This window comes from Aeromonas sp. ASNIH4 (assembly GCF_002934425.1).
GTDB lineage: Bacteria > Pseudomonadota > Gammaproteobacteria > Enterobacterales > Aeromonadaceae > Aeromonas > Aeromonas hydrophila.
In genome coordinates, this window is sequence record NZ_CP026217.1 from 2958871 (window position 1) to 2973488 (window position 14618).

Genomic DNA, 14618 nt, shown 5'->3' on the forward strand with positions numbered 1-14618 from the left:
ATCACAGTGCAGACCCCCGCGAAAGACGCAACCGCAGCGGCCAGAGAAAGATGCGTTTTACCCAGATCACAGCGCAGACCCCCGCGAAAGATGCAGCCGCAGCGGCCGGTCAGGAGAACAGAAGAGAAGAGGAGTGGGAAGCGGCCGGATCATAGTTCAGGCCCCAGCGCGAAGTGGAGTCGCAGCGGCTTCTCCTCCTCGGAAATGCCCACCGCCAAATCGAGCCTGACCTGACCGATGGGGGTCACCCAGCGCACGCCGACCCCGGTGCCTATCTTCCAGGCCTCGCTGTAGTCGACCGTGGCGGTACCGCTGTCGACGAACAGGGCCCCCAGCCACTTGTCGCTGAAGCGGTAGTTGTACTCGGCGCTGGCGACGCTCACATAGCGGCCCCCCAGCAGCTTGCCGTCGCTGCCGCGCGGCGAGATGGTCTCGTAGCCGTAGCCGCGCACCGTCTGATCACCACCGGTAAAGAAGCGCAGAGAGGGCGGCACCAGCGAGAAGCTGTCCCCTATGATGGCGCCCTGTTCAGCCCGCAGCAGGAAGCGGTGATCCTCCCCCAGGGTGCGCAGCCACTTGCTGCGCCCCCACACCCGCACGAAGCTGATGTCGGAGCCCCAGTAGGGGTCGGAAAACTCCAGGGTGAGCTGCTGGCGATCGCCCCAGTCGGGTACCAGACCGCCGCGCACCCGCAGCCGCGACCAGGAGACGCCTGGGATCAGCAGCAAGCTGTTGCCCTCGTCGGCGCCCTGGGTATAGATCTCGTTCTCCAGCCGGATGAACACGTCCCGGTCCCAGCTCTCCGGCCGCCGCTTCCAGCGGTGCACACTGAGGGTGGTCAGGTCGGAGCGGGTATCGTTGTTGTCCTTATATTGATAACCGGCCTGCAGCGAGTAGTAGTCCCGCAGCGGGTTGCCCACCGGGATCTGGTAGTCGAAGCTGAGTTCGGCCTCGGGCTGGGAGACCTTGGCGGTGGCGTTGAGCCGGTGACCGTAGCGGTTGACCCAGGGCTTCTCCCAGGTGGCGCTCATGCGCGGCCCCACGTCGGTGGCATAGCCGATACCCGTTTCAATCTCGTGATCGACCCGGTTGGAGAGGGTCACCTGCACCGGCACCCGGTTGCCCTCGGCCTGGCTGATGAGCGGCTTGATGTCCACCTGCTTGAACAGCTTGGTGGAGGAGACATCCTGCGACATCTCCGCCAGCCGGATCGCCAGATAGGGGTCACCGCTCTTGATGTTGATGAGCGGACGGATAAGGCGCAGCGCCTCCGGCGTGGCGTCGTAGTGGATCTCGCCGAAGTGGTAGCGCGGGCCGGAGCGAAACAGGATGTAGATCTCGGCGGTGCCCTGATCCGGGAACACCTTGACCTGGCTCTTGCTGATCTTGGCGTCGAAGTAGCCGCGGGCCAGCCCCAGGCTACCCAGATCCGCCTTGATGGATTCGTATTTGCCGTGGTTGAGGGGATCCCCCTCTTTCAGCGGCAGCTTGTCCAGCAGCTCGCTGTATAGCTCGTCGCTGCTGGCATCCCCTTCCAGCAGGATGTCGAGACGGGAGATGATGACCGGCTTGCCCGGCTCCACCTCGATGATCACTTTGGCAGGCGCCTTCTTGTCGCGGCTCAGGGTGATCTTGGGCTGGTAGTAGCCATAAACCTGCAGCGCCTTTTGCACGCTCTCGGTGATCTTGGCGCGGGCCGGACGGTACTGGCGCTCCTGATAGACCGGCAGGGCGTTGAGGTAGGCCTCGACGTTGTCCTTGTTCTCCCCCTTCAGTCCCTTGATCTGATAGGTGAGTTTGGCCGCCATGGCTGGCGTGACGAACAGCAGCAGACAGAGGCTCAGTCCCAGCACGCGAAGCCCACGACGAAAGGCCCGTGCGGGCGGTGAGATCCCTGCAGGCAGGGGCGGATTGCATCCTGTCAAACGTCAATTTCCCCGAAGAACATGATTAGAATAATGCGATATTCAGAACGAATATGAGGCTCACTCGATCGCAAACGCGCCTCATCCTAGCATATCCCCGGCCCGACATCAGAGCGGGGTGACACCGAATTTCGCCATATTATTGAAGCCTTTGCCCGCGCAGGCCGCGCATTTTTCACACTTTCCCCAGCTGACTTATGCCACTGCGGGCCAAAAAGGGCAATCCATGACCAGCACGGCCATGCCATATGGCCCCTGGCGGCCCATCCGGCCCGGTATCGCGCCATCCCTTGTTGGCCGATGGGCGCGACATCAACTGTCGGCAACTGGTCAAGATAGCGGCAATTCCCTCTCTCGCCGGGCCCACCTGCCGCATTCTGGCTGCCACTGGGTCACCCACCTTGCCCCACGCCTGCAGAGGTAGTGCATTTTATCTTGCAGGATCAAACAGTTGCCATCGCCCAATCAAAGCCTCGTTCAACCCAATCGATTTATCCCGCTGCCCCCCTGCTCACTTCTCGCCCACACTGGGGTCATTGCACCAAGGCTCGCATCCCACCAGAGGAGACACCGCATGCACGCACGCAGCGAACAGATGGCGGACTACATCGCCGACCGACTCGAATTCATCACCTTTCTCGCCTGTTGCAGCGCCCTGCTGGCCCTGCTGACCGGCATGAACGGCCAGCAGGCGCTGGCCTTCACCGCGCTGAACCTGCCGTTCGGGCTCGCCATCCTGCTGGGCATGGCCATGCTGGCGCCGCTGCCGACCCACTGGCGCCTGCCGGGCATCACCTTGCTGCTGGCGGGCAGCGCCCTGGCGACCCTGCAACTGGGGGGCAACTGGCTCAATCCGCTGGCCATCTGGAGCCTGCATGCCCTGCTCGGGCTGGAGATCCTCTGGCAGGCCCGGCCCAGAACCCGGCTTGCTGCCCGTGCCCGCAGCTGAATTTGCCATGACGGCTGACGCGCGGCAGGAATTGGAGTACTCTTTGCGCCCCCGATTTGCCCACCGCCGAGGAGCGTCCCGATGAGAAAAGCCTGTGCCCAGCACATCCTGGTCAAGACCGAGAAAGAGTGTCTGGAGATCAAGGAGAAGATTGCCAAGGGAGCCGACTTCGGCCAGATGGCCAAGCGCTTCTCCACCTGCGCCTCCAGCAAGCGCTTCGGCGATCTGGGGGAGTTTTCGAAGGGCGACATGGTCAAGGCGTTTGACGATGCCGTGTTCAAGGGCGAGCTGCTGACCGTGCTCGGCCCGGTGCGTACCAAGTTCGGCTTTCACCTTATCAAGGTGCTCTACCGCAGCTGAGTTCAGGGCCCGGTTCAGGGGTCTGGGGTCAGCTCCACCGGCCAGCCACCGCAGCGGCGGGCATAGAAGCCGAAACGCCAGGGGTGGCGCGCCGCCCAGTCCTCCATCTCGGGCGCCGGGGTGAACCGGCTCTGCGGCCAGAGCGCAACCCGGCTCGGCCGCCCGTGCAAGGCCTGCCAGCGCGTCAGGCTCACCTGGGCCAAGCGCCACTGATAGTCATCCTTTGGCAGCAGGGCCGGCGCAAATGCCAGCCCTCGGTTGCAATACTGGCCCTCGCCATCGCGCCCATCCACCAGCTGCCAGAACACGTTGAGCAGATCGCCATACCCCACTTTGACCGGGTCATAGTCGATGCGCACCGCCTGGCGTCGCGGCGGCACTTCCCGCCAGCTCGAGCCCGTCGCCGCCAGCTGACTGACGTAGCCCGGCTCCACCCGGCTGACCCCGGGCAGGGTCTCGTAGACGGCTTCGGCGCGCCACATGTCCCCCGCCGCCAGCACGGCACTGTCCGCCCACAGCGGAACGCTTGGGAAAAGCAGCAGGATTGAGATAAATTTACTAACGTTATCAGTCAATTAAGTTTATCCTTCTGGGCACTTGTCCATCATAACCAGTGGATCCCCGTTATGCCCAGATATTTGTGGTGGCCGCTTCTGGCCTGGTTGCTGCCGCTCGCCGGCGCCCTCGGCAGCCGTGTTCACCTCTGGCCCTGGTGGCTGGGATTCGCCCTCTGCCTGCTCGGGGCCCTCGTCTCCCTCGCCTTGCTGGTTCGCCTGCCCTGGTCTCGCAATCGCTGCGCCAATAGCTGGGGCGCCGTTCCTCTGCTGCTGCCCCTGGCCTTCGTGGTGCAGGCACTGCGCACGCCGCTGGTCAACGATGTGAGCACGGATCCCAACAACCCGCCCCAGTTGCACTGGGCCAGCGAGCTCAGAACGGCGCAGGATCTGCCGATTAATCCGGCCCCCTTGAAAGCAGTTGACGGCAAGCCCGGTCCTCTCTTTACCAGCACCTCCCCGGTCGAGGTGATCACCGAGGCCCACGCCCTGATGGAGCAGCTCGGCTGGCAGGTGCGGCCAAGCCCGGAAGGGCTCGAGGCTGTGGTCACCACCGGCTGGTTCGGTTTTCAGGATGATGTGGCGCTGCGGGTCTTTGCCGGGCCCAAGGAAACCCGCATCGACATGCGCTCCGCCTCCCGTCAGGGGCAGAGCGACCTGGGCACCAACCGGGCCCGCATAGAGGAGTTTCTGATCCGCCTCAACGAGCGGCTGGGTCAGGCCTACAAACCCAACTTGAAGCAATAAGAAGGTCATCCATGCGCGTCGAGGTGAAAGCCGACCGGGAATATGCCTGGTTCATCCGCCCCTTTTTCTGGCTGCAAAAACGCAACTACGGTCAGGTGCTCATTCCGGGCAAGTGCTGGGGCCGCTCGCCGCGCCTGTTTGCCGCCGTCGCCACCCTCTATGGCGTCATCAACCGCAAGCGCTCTCCCATCGACCCCGTGCTGCGCTCCCTGGTGACGGTACGGGTCTCCCAGCTCAACTGGTGCCGCTTTTGCGTCGACATCAATGCCATGACCCTCATCAAGCGGGCGGGCTCCAGCGAGAAGGTAGAGGCGCTCGCCAACTGGCGCAAAAGCCCCTTGTTCGACGAGCGGGAGCGGGCCGTGCTCGACTACACAGAGGCGATGACCGGGCTTGATGGAGTCAGCGATGAGCAGGCCGCCCGCCTCAAGCCCTGGTTTGACGACGATGCCATGGTGGAGCTCACCGGCCTCATCGCCTTCCAGAACATGTCGGCCAAGTTCAACGCCGCTCTCGATATCGCCCCGCAGGGCTTCTGCCAGCTGCCAGTGCAACCAGAGCGTCCGGCCCAGCCGGATAACAAGGACGCCTGATGAGCGGCTCCCGCCTGCTGCTGGTGCTGGTGATGGGCTGCCTCATCGGCGCCTTTTTCGCCTTCGACCTTGGCCACTACCTGAGCCTGCCCCAGCTGCAGGCCCGTCAGGCCGAGCTGGCCGCCCTGGTCGACCGCTATTTCATCAGCGCCGCCCTGCTGTTCGTCGCCGTCTATGTGGTGAGCACCGCCCTCTCCCTGCCTGGTGCCAGCCTGCTCACCCTGGCAGGCAGCGCCGTATTCGGCGTCGTCTGGGGACTGCTGCTGGTCTCCTTTGCCAGCAGCATTGGCGCGACCCTGGCCTTTCTCAGCGCCCGCTTTCTGCTGCGCGACTGGGTCGAGCGGCGCTTTGGCGACAAGCTGGCCAGTTTGCAGGCCGGCATGAAGAAGGAAGGGGCACTTTATCTGCTGAGCCTGCGCCTCATCCCCATCTTCCCCTTCTTTCTGGTCAACCTGCTGATGGGGCTCACCCCCATCAGAGTCAGCACCTACTACTGGGTGAGCCAGCTCGGCATGCTGCCCGGCACCTTCGTCTACGTGCTGGCGGGCAGCGAGCTCGCCAACCTCACCAGCACCGGCAATATCCTCTCCCCCGGCCTGATGGTGGCGCTGACCCTGCTCGGCCTGATGCCGATGCTGCTCAAGGGCCTGCAGCGGCGCCTCGCCCTGCATCGGTTGCACGCCCCCTACCGCAAGCCAACACACTATGACTACAACCTGCTGGTGATTGGCGCCGGGGCCGGCGGTCTGGTCACCAGCTATATCGCCGCGGCGGTGAAGGCCAGGGTGGCCCTCATCGAGAAGCACAAGATGGGGGGCGATTGCCTCAACAGCGGCTGCGTCCCCTCCAAGGCGCTGATCCGAAGCGCCCGCTTTGCCGCCGAGCAGCGCCGGGCCAGTGAACTGGGCTTTGGTCCAAGCCAGGCCTGTGCCGATTTCGCCGCCGTGATGGAGCGGGTCGCCCGCGTCATCAAGGAGGTCGAACCCCATGACTCCATCGAGCGCTATCAGGGGCTGGGAGTAGAGTGCATCGAAGGAGAGGCAAAGCTTGTCTCCCCCTGGGAGGTGGAGGTGAACGGTCAGCGCCTTGCCAGCCGCCATATCGTGCTCGCCACCGGAGCCCGGCCGCTGGTGCCCACGCTGCCGGGCCTTGAGCAGGTGCCCTGGCTCACCTCCGACAGCCTCTGGCAACTGCGCACCGCGCCGCGCCAGCTGCTGGTGCTGGGCGGCGGCCCCATCGGCTGCGAGCTGGCCCAGAGTTTCGCCCTGCTCGGCATTCCCGTTACCTTGGTGGAGCTCTCGGATCAGCTGCTGCCCCGCGAAGAGCGGGAGGTGGCCGAGCTGCTGGCTGAGCAGCTGGCCCGCGATGGCGTGCGGGTGCTCACAGGCTGGCGCGCCGAACGAGCCGACTATCTGCCCGCAGCCGAGGGAGATCTCCCCATCCGGCTGCAACTGCGCCGGGGCGACGAGACGCAAACCGTTGCAGGGGATCAGCTGCTGCTGGCACTGGGTAGGGTCGCCAACGTCAGCGGCTTCGGGCTCGAAGCGCTGGGGGTGGAGCTGACGCCACGCAGCACTGTGGCGGTCGATGGCTTCCTCGCTACCAACTACCCCAGCATTCTGGCGGTGGGGGACGTAGCGGGCCCTTACCAGCTCACCCATGCCGCCGCCCATCAGGGCTGGTACGCCGCAATCAACGCCCTGTTCAGCCCGTTCAAACGCTTTCGGGCCGACTATCGGGTCATGCCGGCCGCCATCTACACCACCCCAGAAATCGCCCGGGTCGGCCTCAACCAGAAAGAGGCCAGGGCGCAGGGCATCCCCTTCGAGCTGACCCGCTTCGAGCTGGCCGAGCTGGACAGGGCCATCACCGACGGCGAGCGTCAGGGCTTCATCGAGGTGCTCACCGTGCCCGGCAAGGATCAGATCCTGGGTGCCACCCTGGTGGGCACTCACGCCGGCGAGCGGATCGCCGAATTCGTGCTCGCCATGCGTCACCGACTGGGGCTTGGCAAGATCCTCGCCACCATCCACGCCTACCCCACCCTGATGGAGGGGAACAAGTATCTGGCTGGCGAGTGGCGACGGGCCCGTCAGCCCGCCACCCTGCTGGCGCTGCTGACCCGTTATCACCGCTGGCGCCGCCGCGCCTGACTCAACTCCAGGTAACCCAGATGCGACACTCATTGCCCTCGTTCAAACAGCTGTTGCGCGCCCTGCCTCTGCTGGCAGGCAGCCTCCTCTTCACCCAGGCCTACGCCGGCGACAACCCGCAGTGGCAGCAGACCCTTGAGAAGGCCAAGGGGCAGACCGTCTACTTCAACGCCTGGGGCGGCAGCCCGGAGATCAACGCCTATCTGGTGTGGGCCGGCCAGGAGCTGGCGCGCGAATACCAGGTCAAGCTGGTGCAGGTGAAGGTGGATGACATCGCCCAGAGCGTCAGCCAGCTGCTGGCCAACAAGCAGGCGGGCAAGCAAGCTGGCGGCCCCATCGACCTGCTCTGGGTCAACGGCGAGAACTTCAAGGCGCTCAAGGAGCAGGGGCTGCTCGGAGCTCCCTTTACCCGTGAGCTGCCCAACATGGCGCTGGTAGACAACAACCTGCCGGTGAGTGAGGACTTCACCGTGCCGGTGGAGGGGCTGGAAGCCCCCTGGGGCATCGGCCAGCTCAACCTGATGGTCAACGGCGAAGAGGTCAAACAGCTGCCCACCTCGGCGGCGGCCCTGCTCGCCTGGAGCAAGGCCCACCCCGGCCGCTTCACCTACCCCAAGCCGCCCCAGTTCCACGGCTCCAGCTTCCTCAAGCAGATCTTGCTGGAGCTGACGCCGGACCCCGCCCCTCTCTATCGGGAGGCGACTGATACCGACTTTGCCAGGGTCACCGCCCCGCTCTGGGCCTGGCTGGATGAGCTGCACCCGGCGCTCTGGCGCAAGGGCAAGCTGTTCCCCACCAGCGCCGCCGAGACCCGCCAGCTGCTCGATGACGGCGAGCTGGCGATGGCCATCAGCTTCAACCCGCAAGAGGCGCAGAGCGCGGTACAAAACGGCACCCTGCCCCCCAGCGTGATGGCGGTGGCCATGGCGAAAGGGGCGCTCACCAACAGCCACTTCCTCGCTATCCCCTTCAACGCCAACGCCCGCGCCGGCGCCAAGGTGGTGGCCAACTTCCTGCTGAGCCCCGCCGCCCAGGCGCGCAAGGCCGAGCCCGCCTTCTGGGGCGACCCCAGCGTGCTGCGGGCCGATGCCCTGCCCGCCACCCAGCAACCGGTGCCGGCGCTGCACTTCAAGGCTGTGGCCGAACCCCACCCCAGCTGGCAGCTCAGGCTGGAAGCGGCCTGGGCCGAGCGCTACGGTCACTGATGAGCCGGTTCGGCCGCTCTTTGCTTGATTGGCGCCCCCTGTTCGCCGCCGGGTGCGCCCTGGTTTTTGGCCTCCCGCTGCTGGCGGGGGGCTGGCAACTGCTGGCCGAGGGGCTGAGCCATGCACACCTGCAGCGGCTGCTGGCGCAGCCGGGCCTCTGGCACTCGGCGCTGCTGAGCCTGTGGATTGGCGCCGCCTCGACCCTGGTCAGCCTGCTGCTGACCGCCCTGCTATTGGCCCACAGCGACAGCCGGGCTTTCGGCTGGCTGCGCCGGCTGCTCTCGCCCTTGCTGGCGCTGCCCCACGTCGCCTTTGCCATCGGCTTTGCCTTTCTGCTCGCCCCCTCCGGCTGGTTGCTGCGCCTGCTCTCGCCGACCCTCACCGGGTTCGAACTGCCCCCCGACTGGCAGACCCTGCGCGATCCCGCCGGACTGGGGCTCATCCTCGCCTTGACCCTCAAGGAGACCCCCTTCCTGCTGCTGATGGCACTCGGTGCGCAAGACCCAGCCAGGGCGGCGCGCCAGCAGTGGCTGGGGGCGAGCCTTGGCTTTAGCGCCCCCCAGATCTGGTGGCGCCTGCTGCTGCCTGCGCTGTGGCCCGCCCTGCGCCTGCCCCTCTATGCGGTGGCAGCCTACGGGGTGGCGGTGGTGGATCTGGCCCAGTTGCTCGGACCCGATGCCCCTGCCCCGCTGGCCGTTCGCCTGTGGCTCTGGTATCAGGACCCGGATCTAGTCTGGCGCGGCGCCACCGCCAGCGGCGCCCTGCTGCTGCTCGCCATCACGGCGCTGCTGCTGGCCTTGCTGTGGCTGCTGGAGCTGGCCCATCGAACCCTTGGCAAACCCGGTTGGCTCGATGGCCGGCGAGCAAACCCAAGCGCTCTTGGCCACGCCCTTGCCGCCGGTAGCGTGGCGACCCTGATCGTCCTCAATCTGGCGGTGCTGGGGGCCTTGCTGCTCTGGTCGCTGGCCCGGCGCTGGCCCTTTCCCGCCCTCTGGCCGAGCCAGTGGAGCAGCCGTTATTGGCTCGAACTGCTGCCGACCCTGTCGCCGCTGTTGACCACCAGCATGCTGCTGGCGCTGGCGAGCGGGGCCATAGCGCTGGTGATGGCGGTACTGAGTCTGGAGGTGCAGGCGGGCCGCCGCCCCTGGCCGCTCTGGCTTATCTGCCTGCCGCTGTTGCTGCCGCAGGCCAGCCTGCTGTTTGGCATTCGGCTCGGGGTGGACTGGTTCAGCCTCGGGTGGGGGGGCGATGGCATCGGCTGGGGCTGGTTGCTCTGGAGCCAGCTGCTGTTTGTTTTTCCCTACGTTTATTTGTGTCTGCACGGCCCCTATCGCCAGTTCGACCCGCGGTTCACCCAGAGCGCCCTGCTGCTGGGGGCAACACCATGGCGAGCCTGGTGGCAGGTGAAAGGGCCGCTGCTGGCGCGTCCGCTGCTGTTTGCCTTCGGCGTCGGAGCAGCGGTGAGTCTGGCCCAATACCTGCCGACCCTGCTGTTTGGCGCAGGCCGGGTGATCACCATCACCACCGAGGCGGTGGCCATCGGCAGCGGCCTCAACCGGCGGCTGGCGGGGCTCTACGGCCTGCTGCAACTGCTGCTGCCGCTCGTTATCTATCTGCTGGCGCTCTGGCTGCCGGCCCGACTCAACCCGGCGCTCAAAGGGGGCGGCTCACGATGAACTCTCATGATGGAAATAGCCATATGCTGAGCACCACGCCCCTTCACCTCTATCTGGAGGAGAACCTGCTGCTCTCGCTGCCCGCCCTGCAGGTGGCGCCGGGCGAGGTGTTGACCCTGATGGGCCCCAGTGGCTGTGGCAAGAGCTCGCTGCTGGCGGCGCTGGCGGGGGTGCTGCCCGCAAGCGGCCCCATCCGGCTGGAGGGGGACGTGACCCTCGGCGCGCGCCGGCTCACCCAGCTGCCGCCCCAGGCGCGGCGCATCGGCATGCTGTTTCAGGATGATCTGCTGTTCGACCACCTGACGGTTGCGGAAAACCTGATGTTCGGCATGCCGGCCAGCCTGAAGGGGCACGGGGCACGATGGGAAAAGGCGGTGGCCGCGCTGGCGCAGGTGGATCTGACCAGTCAGGCGGACAAGCTGCCGGGGGCGCTCTCCGGCGGCCAGAAGGCCCGCGTCAGCCTGCTGCGGGCGCTGCTGGCCGAGCCCGAGGCATTGTTGTTGGACGAGCCCTTCTCCCGCCTCGACAAGCCGCTGCGGGCCGCCTTTCGCGAACTGGTGTTCGCGCAGATCAAGGCACTGGCCATCCCCGCCATTCTGGTAACCCACGACGAAAACGACGCGCCGGGCACCATACTCCAGCTCACCGAATCCCGTTTTTGACCGAGGAGTTCACCTTGTTTGACCGCCACCTGATCCCCGTTATCCGCAGCCCCCTCACCCGGCTCGCCAGACCGCTCTGCCGCGCCGGGATCAGCGCCAACCAGATAAGCCTCACTGGCTTTGCCATCGGCATGCTGGCGTTGCCGCTGCTGGCTTTTGGCTGCTATCAGTGGGCGCTGGCAGCCATCCTGCTCAACCGGCTGCTGGACGGGCTCGACGGCGCCGTGGCGCGGGAAACCGGCATCACCGACTGCGGCGGCTTTCTCGACATCACGCTGGATTTCATCTTCTACGCCGCCGTGGTGCTGGGCTTTGCCCTCGCCGCCCCCGCCAATGCGCTGCCCGCCGCCACCCTGCTGTTTGCCTTCATGGGCACCGGCTCGAGCTTTCTGGCGTTTGCCATCATGGCGGGCAAGCGGGGCATCGACAATCCGGTCTACCACCACAAGTCCCTCTACTATCTGGGCGGCCTCACCGAGGGGAGCGAGACCATCGCCCTGTTCGTGCTGATGTGCCTGTGGCCCGCCGCCTTCGCCCCCCTCGCCTACGGCTTTGCCCTGCTCTGCGCCATCACCACCCTGACCCGGCTCTGGAGCGGTTACCACACCCTGCGTTGAGGCAGGATGGCAGGAGGGGCCCGCTACGGAACACTTGCGCATGGACGACAATGTTTTACCATGGCGACACTCTTTTTCAGGCTCATGAGAACCTTATGCGTCGCCTTGTCTCCGTGCTCACCCTCTCCCTGTTTCCCATGCTCTATGGCTGCAGCAGCACGCCGGCTGCCAAGCCCGTGGTCAAGCCCCAGCCCAACAGCGCCTTCATCAACCAGACGCCGCCGAGCAAACCCTTCTACGGGCAGGTGAGCCAGCCGGGTGTCAGCAAGGGGGACTTCGCCAATCGCGCCAACGTGAACAACTTCGTGCAGCGGATGGTGCAAAAGCACGGCTTCGACGGCGCCGAGCTGCACCGGGTGCTGGCCCAGGCCGAGCGCTATGACTGGATCATCCGCCTGATGGATGCCCAGGCCCCCACCACCACGCCGCCTACCGGTCCGACCGGTGCCTGGAATCGCTACCGTGCCAAGTTCATCACCCCGGACAACGTACAGAACGGCGTCAGCTTCTGGCGTGAGTACGAGAACGAGCTCAACCGTGCCCAGCAGGTGTATGGGGTGCCGCCGGAGATCATCGTCGGCATCATCGGTGTGGAGACCCGCTGGGGCCGGGTGATGGGCAAGACCCGCATCCTGGATGCGCTGGCGACCCTGGCGTTCGACTACCCGCGCCGGGCCGAGTTCTTCACCAGCGAGCTGGAATCCTTCCTGGTGATGACCCGCGACGAGGGAATGGATCCTACCGAACCCAAGGGCTCCTACGCTGGCGCCATGGGCTACGGCCAGTTCATGCCCTCCAGCTTCCAGCGCTACGCGGTGGACTTCAACGGCAACGGCCACACCAACCTGTGGGACCCGGTGGATGCCATTGGCAGCGTGGCCAACTACTTCAAGGCCCACGGCTGGGAGAAAGGGCAACCGGTGGCGGTGCGCGGTCAGGGCCAGCTGCCCGGCTACGAGCACGGCTTCCAGACCCGTTACCCGGTCGCCTCCCTGCGCCGCGCCGGGCTGACCCCCACCAGCACCCTCGGCAACCACAGCGAGGCGAGCCTGCTGCGCCTGGATGTGGGCACCGGCTATCAGTACTGGTACGGCCTGCCCAACTTCTACACCATTACCCGCTACAACCACAGCACCCACTACGCCATGGCGGTGTGGCAGCTGGGACTGGCGGTCAAGGATGCCCGCGGCGGTTACTGAGCCTGCCAGATAAAAAAGGCGGCCCTCAGGGCCGCCTTGCCAACCATCCACACTGCGCCTTCGGGCGCAGTGTGCGTTTACAGTGCCCCCGCCTTCGCCAGACGGTCCAGCTCGGCAAGCAGGGCGGCCGGCTCGACCCGACGGGTGTAATCGGCGTTGATGAAGTGGTAGAGCACGGTTCTGTCCTGACCGATGATGTAGCTGGCCGGCACCGGCAGGGTGAAGCTCTCGTCCCCGTTGCTCGCCGGGATGTCGATGCCAAAGCCGGCATAGATGGGCCTGAGCGCCTCCGGCAGTTCGAACACCAGTCCCAGCGCTGCCGAGACCCGGTTGCCCTCGTCGCTCAGCACGGTGATCGCCAGTCCGTTGGCGGTGAGGGTATCCTGCGCCGAACTGGGGGTTTCCGGCGTCATGCCGATGAGGTTCACGCCGCGCTCGCGCAGCGCCGGCAGCACGGCGTTGAGCGCCTGCATCTCCATGTTGCAGTAGGGACACCAGCCACCGCGATAGACGTTGAGCAGCACCGGCCCCTCCGCCAGATAGTGGGAGAGCGGGCGCACCACCCCGTGCTGGTCCGGCAGGGCGAAATCGGGCATCCGCTCTCCGCGCCCGAGCGCACCTTGCTCCAACCCGCTTGCCTGCAGGCTGCGGGTCGCCTCCTCCATCAGGGCCAGTACCGGGGCCGCTACCTGACGCTGCTTCTGCTCATCGTACGCTTTGATTTTTTGCTCGAGTGTGTGCATCATGACCATCCTTTTTGTAGTGGTCGCTACAATATCAAGCGGACCACGCCCCATGGTCAAGTTGTTTTTTAGCGATCATTCCAAAATGGAGTTTCACAAGGCAGGAATCGAGATGGCAAGACCCGCATCATTTGACAGAGAACAGGTACTGGAAATCGCCCTCAACGCCTTCTGGGATACCGGCTTCAGCAACACCGGCATTGCCGCGCTGGTCGAGCGGATGGGACTCAAGCCCAGCAGCCTGTATGGCGCCTTCAGCTCCAAAGAGGGGTTGTTCATGGAGGTGCTGCAGCGCTATTCGGCGCAGAGCCTGGCACAGATCGAGCAGATCCTGAGCTCGGCTGCCTCCCCGCTGGCGGGCGTGCAGGCCCTGCTCGATGCAGTGGCCCGGGATGCCATTGCCAGCGAGGCGCACCGTGGCTGCCTGCTGGTCAACACCTTGCTGGAGATCGGCCGCCACCACCCGCTCATTCAGGAGACCGCCAGCAGCCACCTCGCCGAGGTCGAGCTGCGGGTCAGCGCAGCCCTGCGCCAGGCGCAGGCGGCAGGGGAGCTAACCGCCGGGCGCGACATCGACGCCACCGCCGCCTTGCTGATGACCATGGTGTGGGGATTGCGCGTGCTGGGCCGCACCCATCCGCCCGCTACCAAGGTGAATGCGGTGCTGGCCCAGATGCAGGCCATCCTGTCTGCGGACACATGACGACCGCTCAGGGTTCACTCGTTTTCCAGCAGCCAGCGCTTGAGCAGGGCGGCCAGCTGCTCCTGCTCGGCCGGGGTCAATGGCGCCAGCAAGCGCCGCTCGTTGGCCACGTGCCGCTCCACCGCCCGGTCAACCAATTCCTGACCCGCGTCGGTCAGGCAGACCAGCAGGCTGCGCCGATCGCTCGGGGCGGCCTGGCGCTCGATCAAGCCCCGCTCTGCCAGTTTGTCGAGGCGGGCGGTCATGGCCCCCGAGCTCAACATGGCGGATTGATAGAGCACGGTCGGGGTGAGCGGTTCCCCGGCCCGGCGCAGGGTCGCCAGAATGTCGAAGTCGCTGCCGAGCAGGCCGCACTCCTTGAGCTCCTCGCTCACCTCCCGTCCGGCGATCGCCGCCATTCGCGCCACCCGTCCCAGCACGCCCATGGGAGAACAGTCGAGATCCGGTCGCTGCCGGGCCCACTGGGCCAGCAGCAGGTCTACATGATCTGATTCCATCTTCGGCCACTTATCTTTTTATCGAGATACTTGAT

At 65.7% G+C, this 14618-nt stretch carries 15 protein-coding genes; 11 read left to right on the top strand and 4 right to left on the bottom strand.

Annotated features, from left to right (window positions below; genetic code table 11):
- Positions 1–149: 149 nt before the first annotated feature.
- On the bottom strand, positions 150–1925 hold the full coding sequence (tamA, locus tag C2U40_RS13565) for an autotransporter assembly complex protein TamA (protein WP_103827949.1): 1776 nt from the start codon (positions 1923–1925) through the stop codon (positions 150–152).
- Between the two features lie 574 nt (positions 1926–2499).
- On the opposite strand from tamA, the gene C2U40_RS13570 reads away from it, so the two are divergent.
- Both C2U40_RS13570 and C2U40_RS13575 read left to right on the top strand, forming a co-directional pair.
- The gene (locus C2U40_RS13570; protein ID WP_024943794.1) at positions 2500–2874 is read left to right on the top strand and encodes a hypothetical protein; all 375 of its coding nucleotides are present in this window, start codon (positions 2500–2502) and stop codon (positions 2872–2874) included.
- 81 nt (positions 2875–2955) lie between these two features.
- On the top strand, positions 2956–3234 hold the full coding sequence (locus C2U40_RS13575; RefSeq protein WP_024943795.1) for a peptidylprolyl isomerase: 279 nt from the start codon (positions 2956–2958) through the stop codon (positions 3232–3234).
- A 14-nt stretch (positions 3235–3248) separates the two neighbouring features.
- Here the strand turns inward: C2U40_RS13575 and C2U40_RS13580 are convergent, their stop codons facing one another.
- On the bottom strand, positions 3249–3809 hold the full coding sequence (locus C2U40_RS13580; RefSeq protein WP_103827950.1) for a peptide-methionine (S)-S-oxide reductase: 561 nt from the start codon (positions 3807–3809) through the stop codon (positions 3249–3251).
- A gap of 51 nt (positions 3810–3860) precedes the next feature.
- On the opposite strand from C2U40_RS13580, the gene C2U40_RS13585 reads away from it, so the two are divergent.
- From C2U40_RS13585 to mltB, 8 genes are all read left to right on the top strand, one after another.
- On the top strand, positions 3861–4535 hold the full coding sequence (locus C2U40_RS13585; RefSeq protein ID WP_103827951.1) for a DUF1499 domain-containing protein: 675 nt from the start codon (positions 3861–3863) through the stop codon (positions 4533–4535).
- An 11-nt stretch (positions 4536–4546) separates the two neighbouring features.
- Complete coding sequence (locus tag C2U40_RS13590; RefSeq protein ID WP_103827952.1) at positions 4547–5128, top strand: carboxymuconolactone decarboxylase family protein; 582 nt, start codon at positions 4547–4549, stop codon at positions 5126–5128.
- On the top strand, positions 5128–7281 hold the full coding sequence (locus tag C2U40_RS13595; protein WP_103827953.1) for an FAD-dependent oxidoreductase: 2154 nt from the start codon (positions 5128–5130) through the stop codon (positions 7279–7281). Before C2U40_RS13590 ends, C2U40_RS13595 begins: the two co-directional genes overlap by 1 nt.
- A gap of 20 nt (positions 7282–7301) precedes the next feature.
- Positions 7302–8486, top strand: a complete 1185-nt coding sequence (locus C2U40_RS13600) for an ABC transporter substrate-binding protein (protein WP_181014815.1) — start codon at positions 7302–7304, stop codon at positions 8484–8486.
- Positions 8486–10162, top strand: a complete 1677-nt coding sequence (locus tag C2U40_RS13605; RefSeq protein ID WP_103827955.1) for an ABC transporter permease — start codon at positions 8486–8488, stop codon at positions 10160–10162. The genes C2U40_RS13600 and C2U40_RS13605 overlap by 1 nt, the downstream gene beginning before the upstream one ends.
- A gap of 23 nt (positions 10163–10185) precedes the next feature.
- Positions 10186–10824, top strand: coding sequence for an ATP-binding cassette domain-containing protein (locus C2U40_RS13610; RefSeq protein WP_103827956.1), 639 nt, complete (start codon positions 10186–10188; stop codon positions 10822–10824).
- Between the two features lie 14 nt (positions 10825–10838).
- Positions 10839–11441, top strand: a complete 603-nt coding sequence (locus C2U40_RS13615) for a CDP-alcohol phosphatidyltransferase family protein (RefSeq protein WP_043118836.1) — start codon at positions 10839–10841, stop codon at positions 11439–11441.
- Positions 11442–11536: 95 nt separating this feature from the next.
- Complete coding sequence (gene mltB, locus C2U40_RS13620) at positions 11537–12640, top strand: lytic murein transglycosylase B (RefSeq protein WP_043162238.1); 1104 nt, start codon at positions 11537–11539, stop codon at positions 12638–12640.
- A gap of 77 nt (positions 12641–12717) precedes the next feature.
- Here the strand turns inward: mltB and C2U40_RS13625 are convergent, their stop codons facing one another.
- A complete protein-coding gene (locus tag C2U40_RS13625) occupies positions 12718–13383 on the bottom strand; it encodes a peroxiredoxin-like family protein (RefSeq protein WP_043162240.1) in 666 nt (221 codons plus the stop codon).
- Between the two features lie 112 nt (positions 13384–13495).
- Between C2U40_RS13625 and C2U40_RS13630 the strand changes: the two genes are divergently transcribed.
- Entirely contained in the window at positions 13496–14086 is a 591-nt protein-coding gene (locus tag C2U40_RS13630) for a TetR/AcrR family transcriptional regulator (RefSeq protein WP_043162241.1), read from the top strand.
- 14 nt (positions 14087–14100) lie between these two features.
- Here C2U40_RS13630 and C2U40_RS13635 read toward each other — a convergent pair whose 3' ends face one another.
- Positions 14101–14583 (bottom strand): MarR family winged helix-turn-helix transcriptional regulator, encoded by a 483-nt coding sequence (locus C2U40_RS13635; RefSeq protein WP_103827957.1) that lies wholly within the window; start codon positions 14581–14583, stop codon positions 14101–14103.
- Between the last annotated feature and the right edge of the window lie 35 nt (positions 14584–14618).

Coding starts and splice junctions, on each gene's coding strand:
- C2U40_RS13570 (WP_024943794.1), top strand. CDS start 2,500: ATGCACGCACGCAGCGAACAGATGGCGGACTACATCGCCGACCGACTC.
- C2U40_RS13575 (WP_024943795.1), top strand. CDS start 2,956: ATGAGAAAAGCCTGTGCCCAGCACATCCTGGTCAAGACCGAGAAAGAG.
- C2U40_RS13585 (WP_103827951.1), top strand. CDS start 3,861: ATGCCCAGATATTTGTGGTGGCCGCTTCTGGCCTGGTTGCTGCCGCTC.
- C2U40_RS13590 (WP_103827952.1), top strand. CDS start 4,547: ATGCGCGTCGAGGTGAAAGCCGACCGGGAATATGCCTGGTTCATCCGC.
- C2U40_RS13595 (WP_103827953.1), top strand. CDS start 5,128: ATGAGCGGCTCCCGCCTGCTGCTGGTGCTGGTGATGGGCTGCCTCATC.
- C2U40_RS13600 (WP_181014815.1), top strand. CDS start 7,302: ATGCGACACTCATTGCCCTCGTTCAAACAGCTGTTGCGCGCCCTGCCT.
- C2U40_RS13605 (WP_103827955.1), top strand. CDS start 8,486: ATGAGCCGGTTCGGCCGCTCTTTGCTTGATTGGCGCCCCCTGTTCGCC.
- C2U40_RS13610 (WP_103827956.1), top strand. CDS start 10,186: ATGCTGAGCACCACGCCCCTTCACCTCTATCTGGAGGAGAACCTGCTG.
- mltB (WP_043162238.1), top strand. CDS start 11,537: ATGCGTCGCCTTGTCTCCGTGCTCACCCTCTCCCTGTTTCCCATGCTC.
- C2U40_RS13625 (WP_043162240.1), bottom strand. CDS start 13,383: ATGCACACACTCGAGCAAAAAATCAAAGCGTACGATGAGCAGAAGCAG.
- C2U40_RS13630 (WP_043162241.1), top strand. CDS start 13,496: ATGGCAAGACCCGCATCATTTGACAGAGAACAGGTACTGGAAATCGCC.
- C2U40_RS13635 (WP_103827957.1), bottom strand. CDS start 14,583: ATGGAATCAGATCATGTAGACCTGCTGCTGGCCCAGTGGGCCCGGCAG.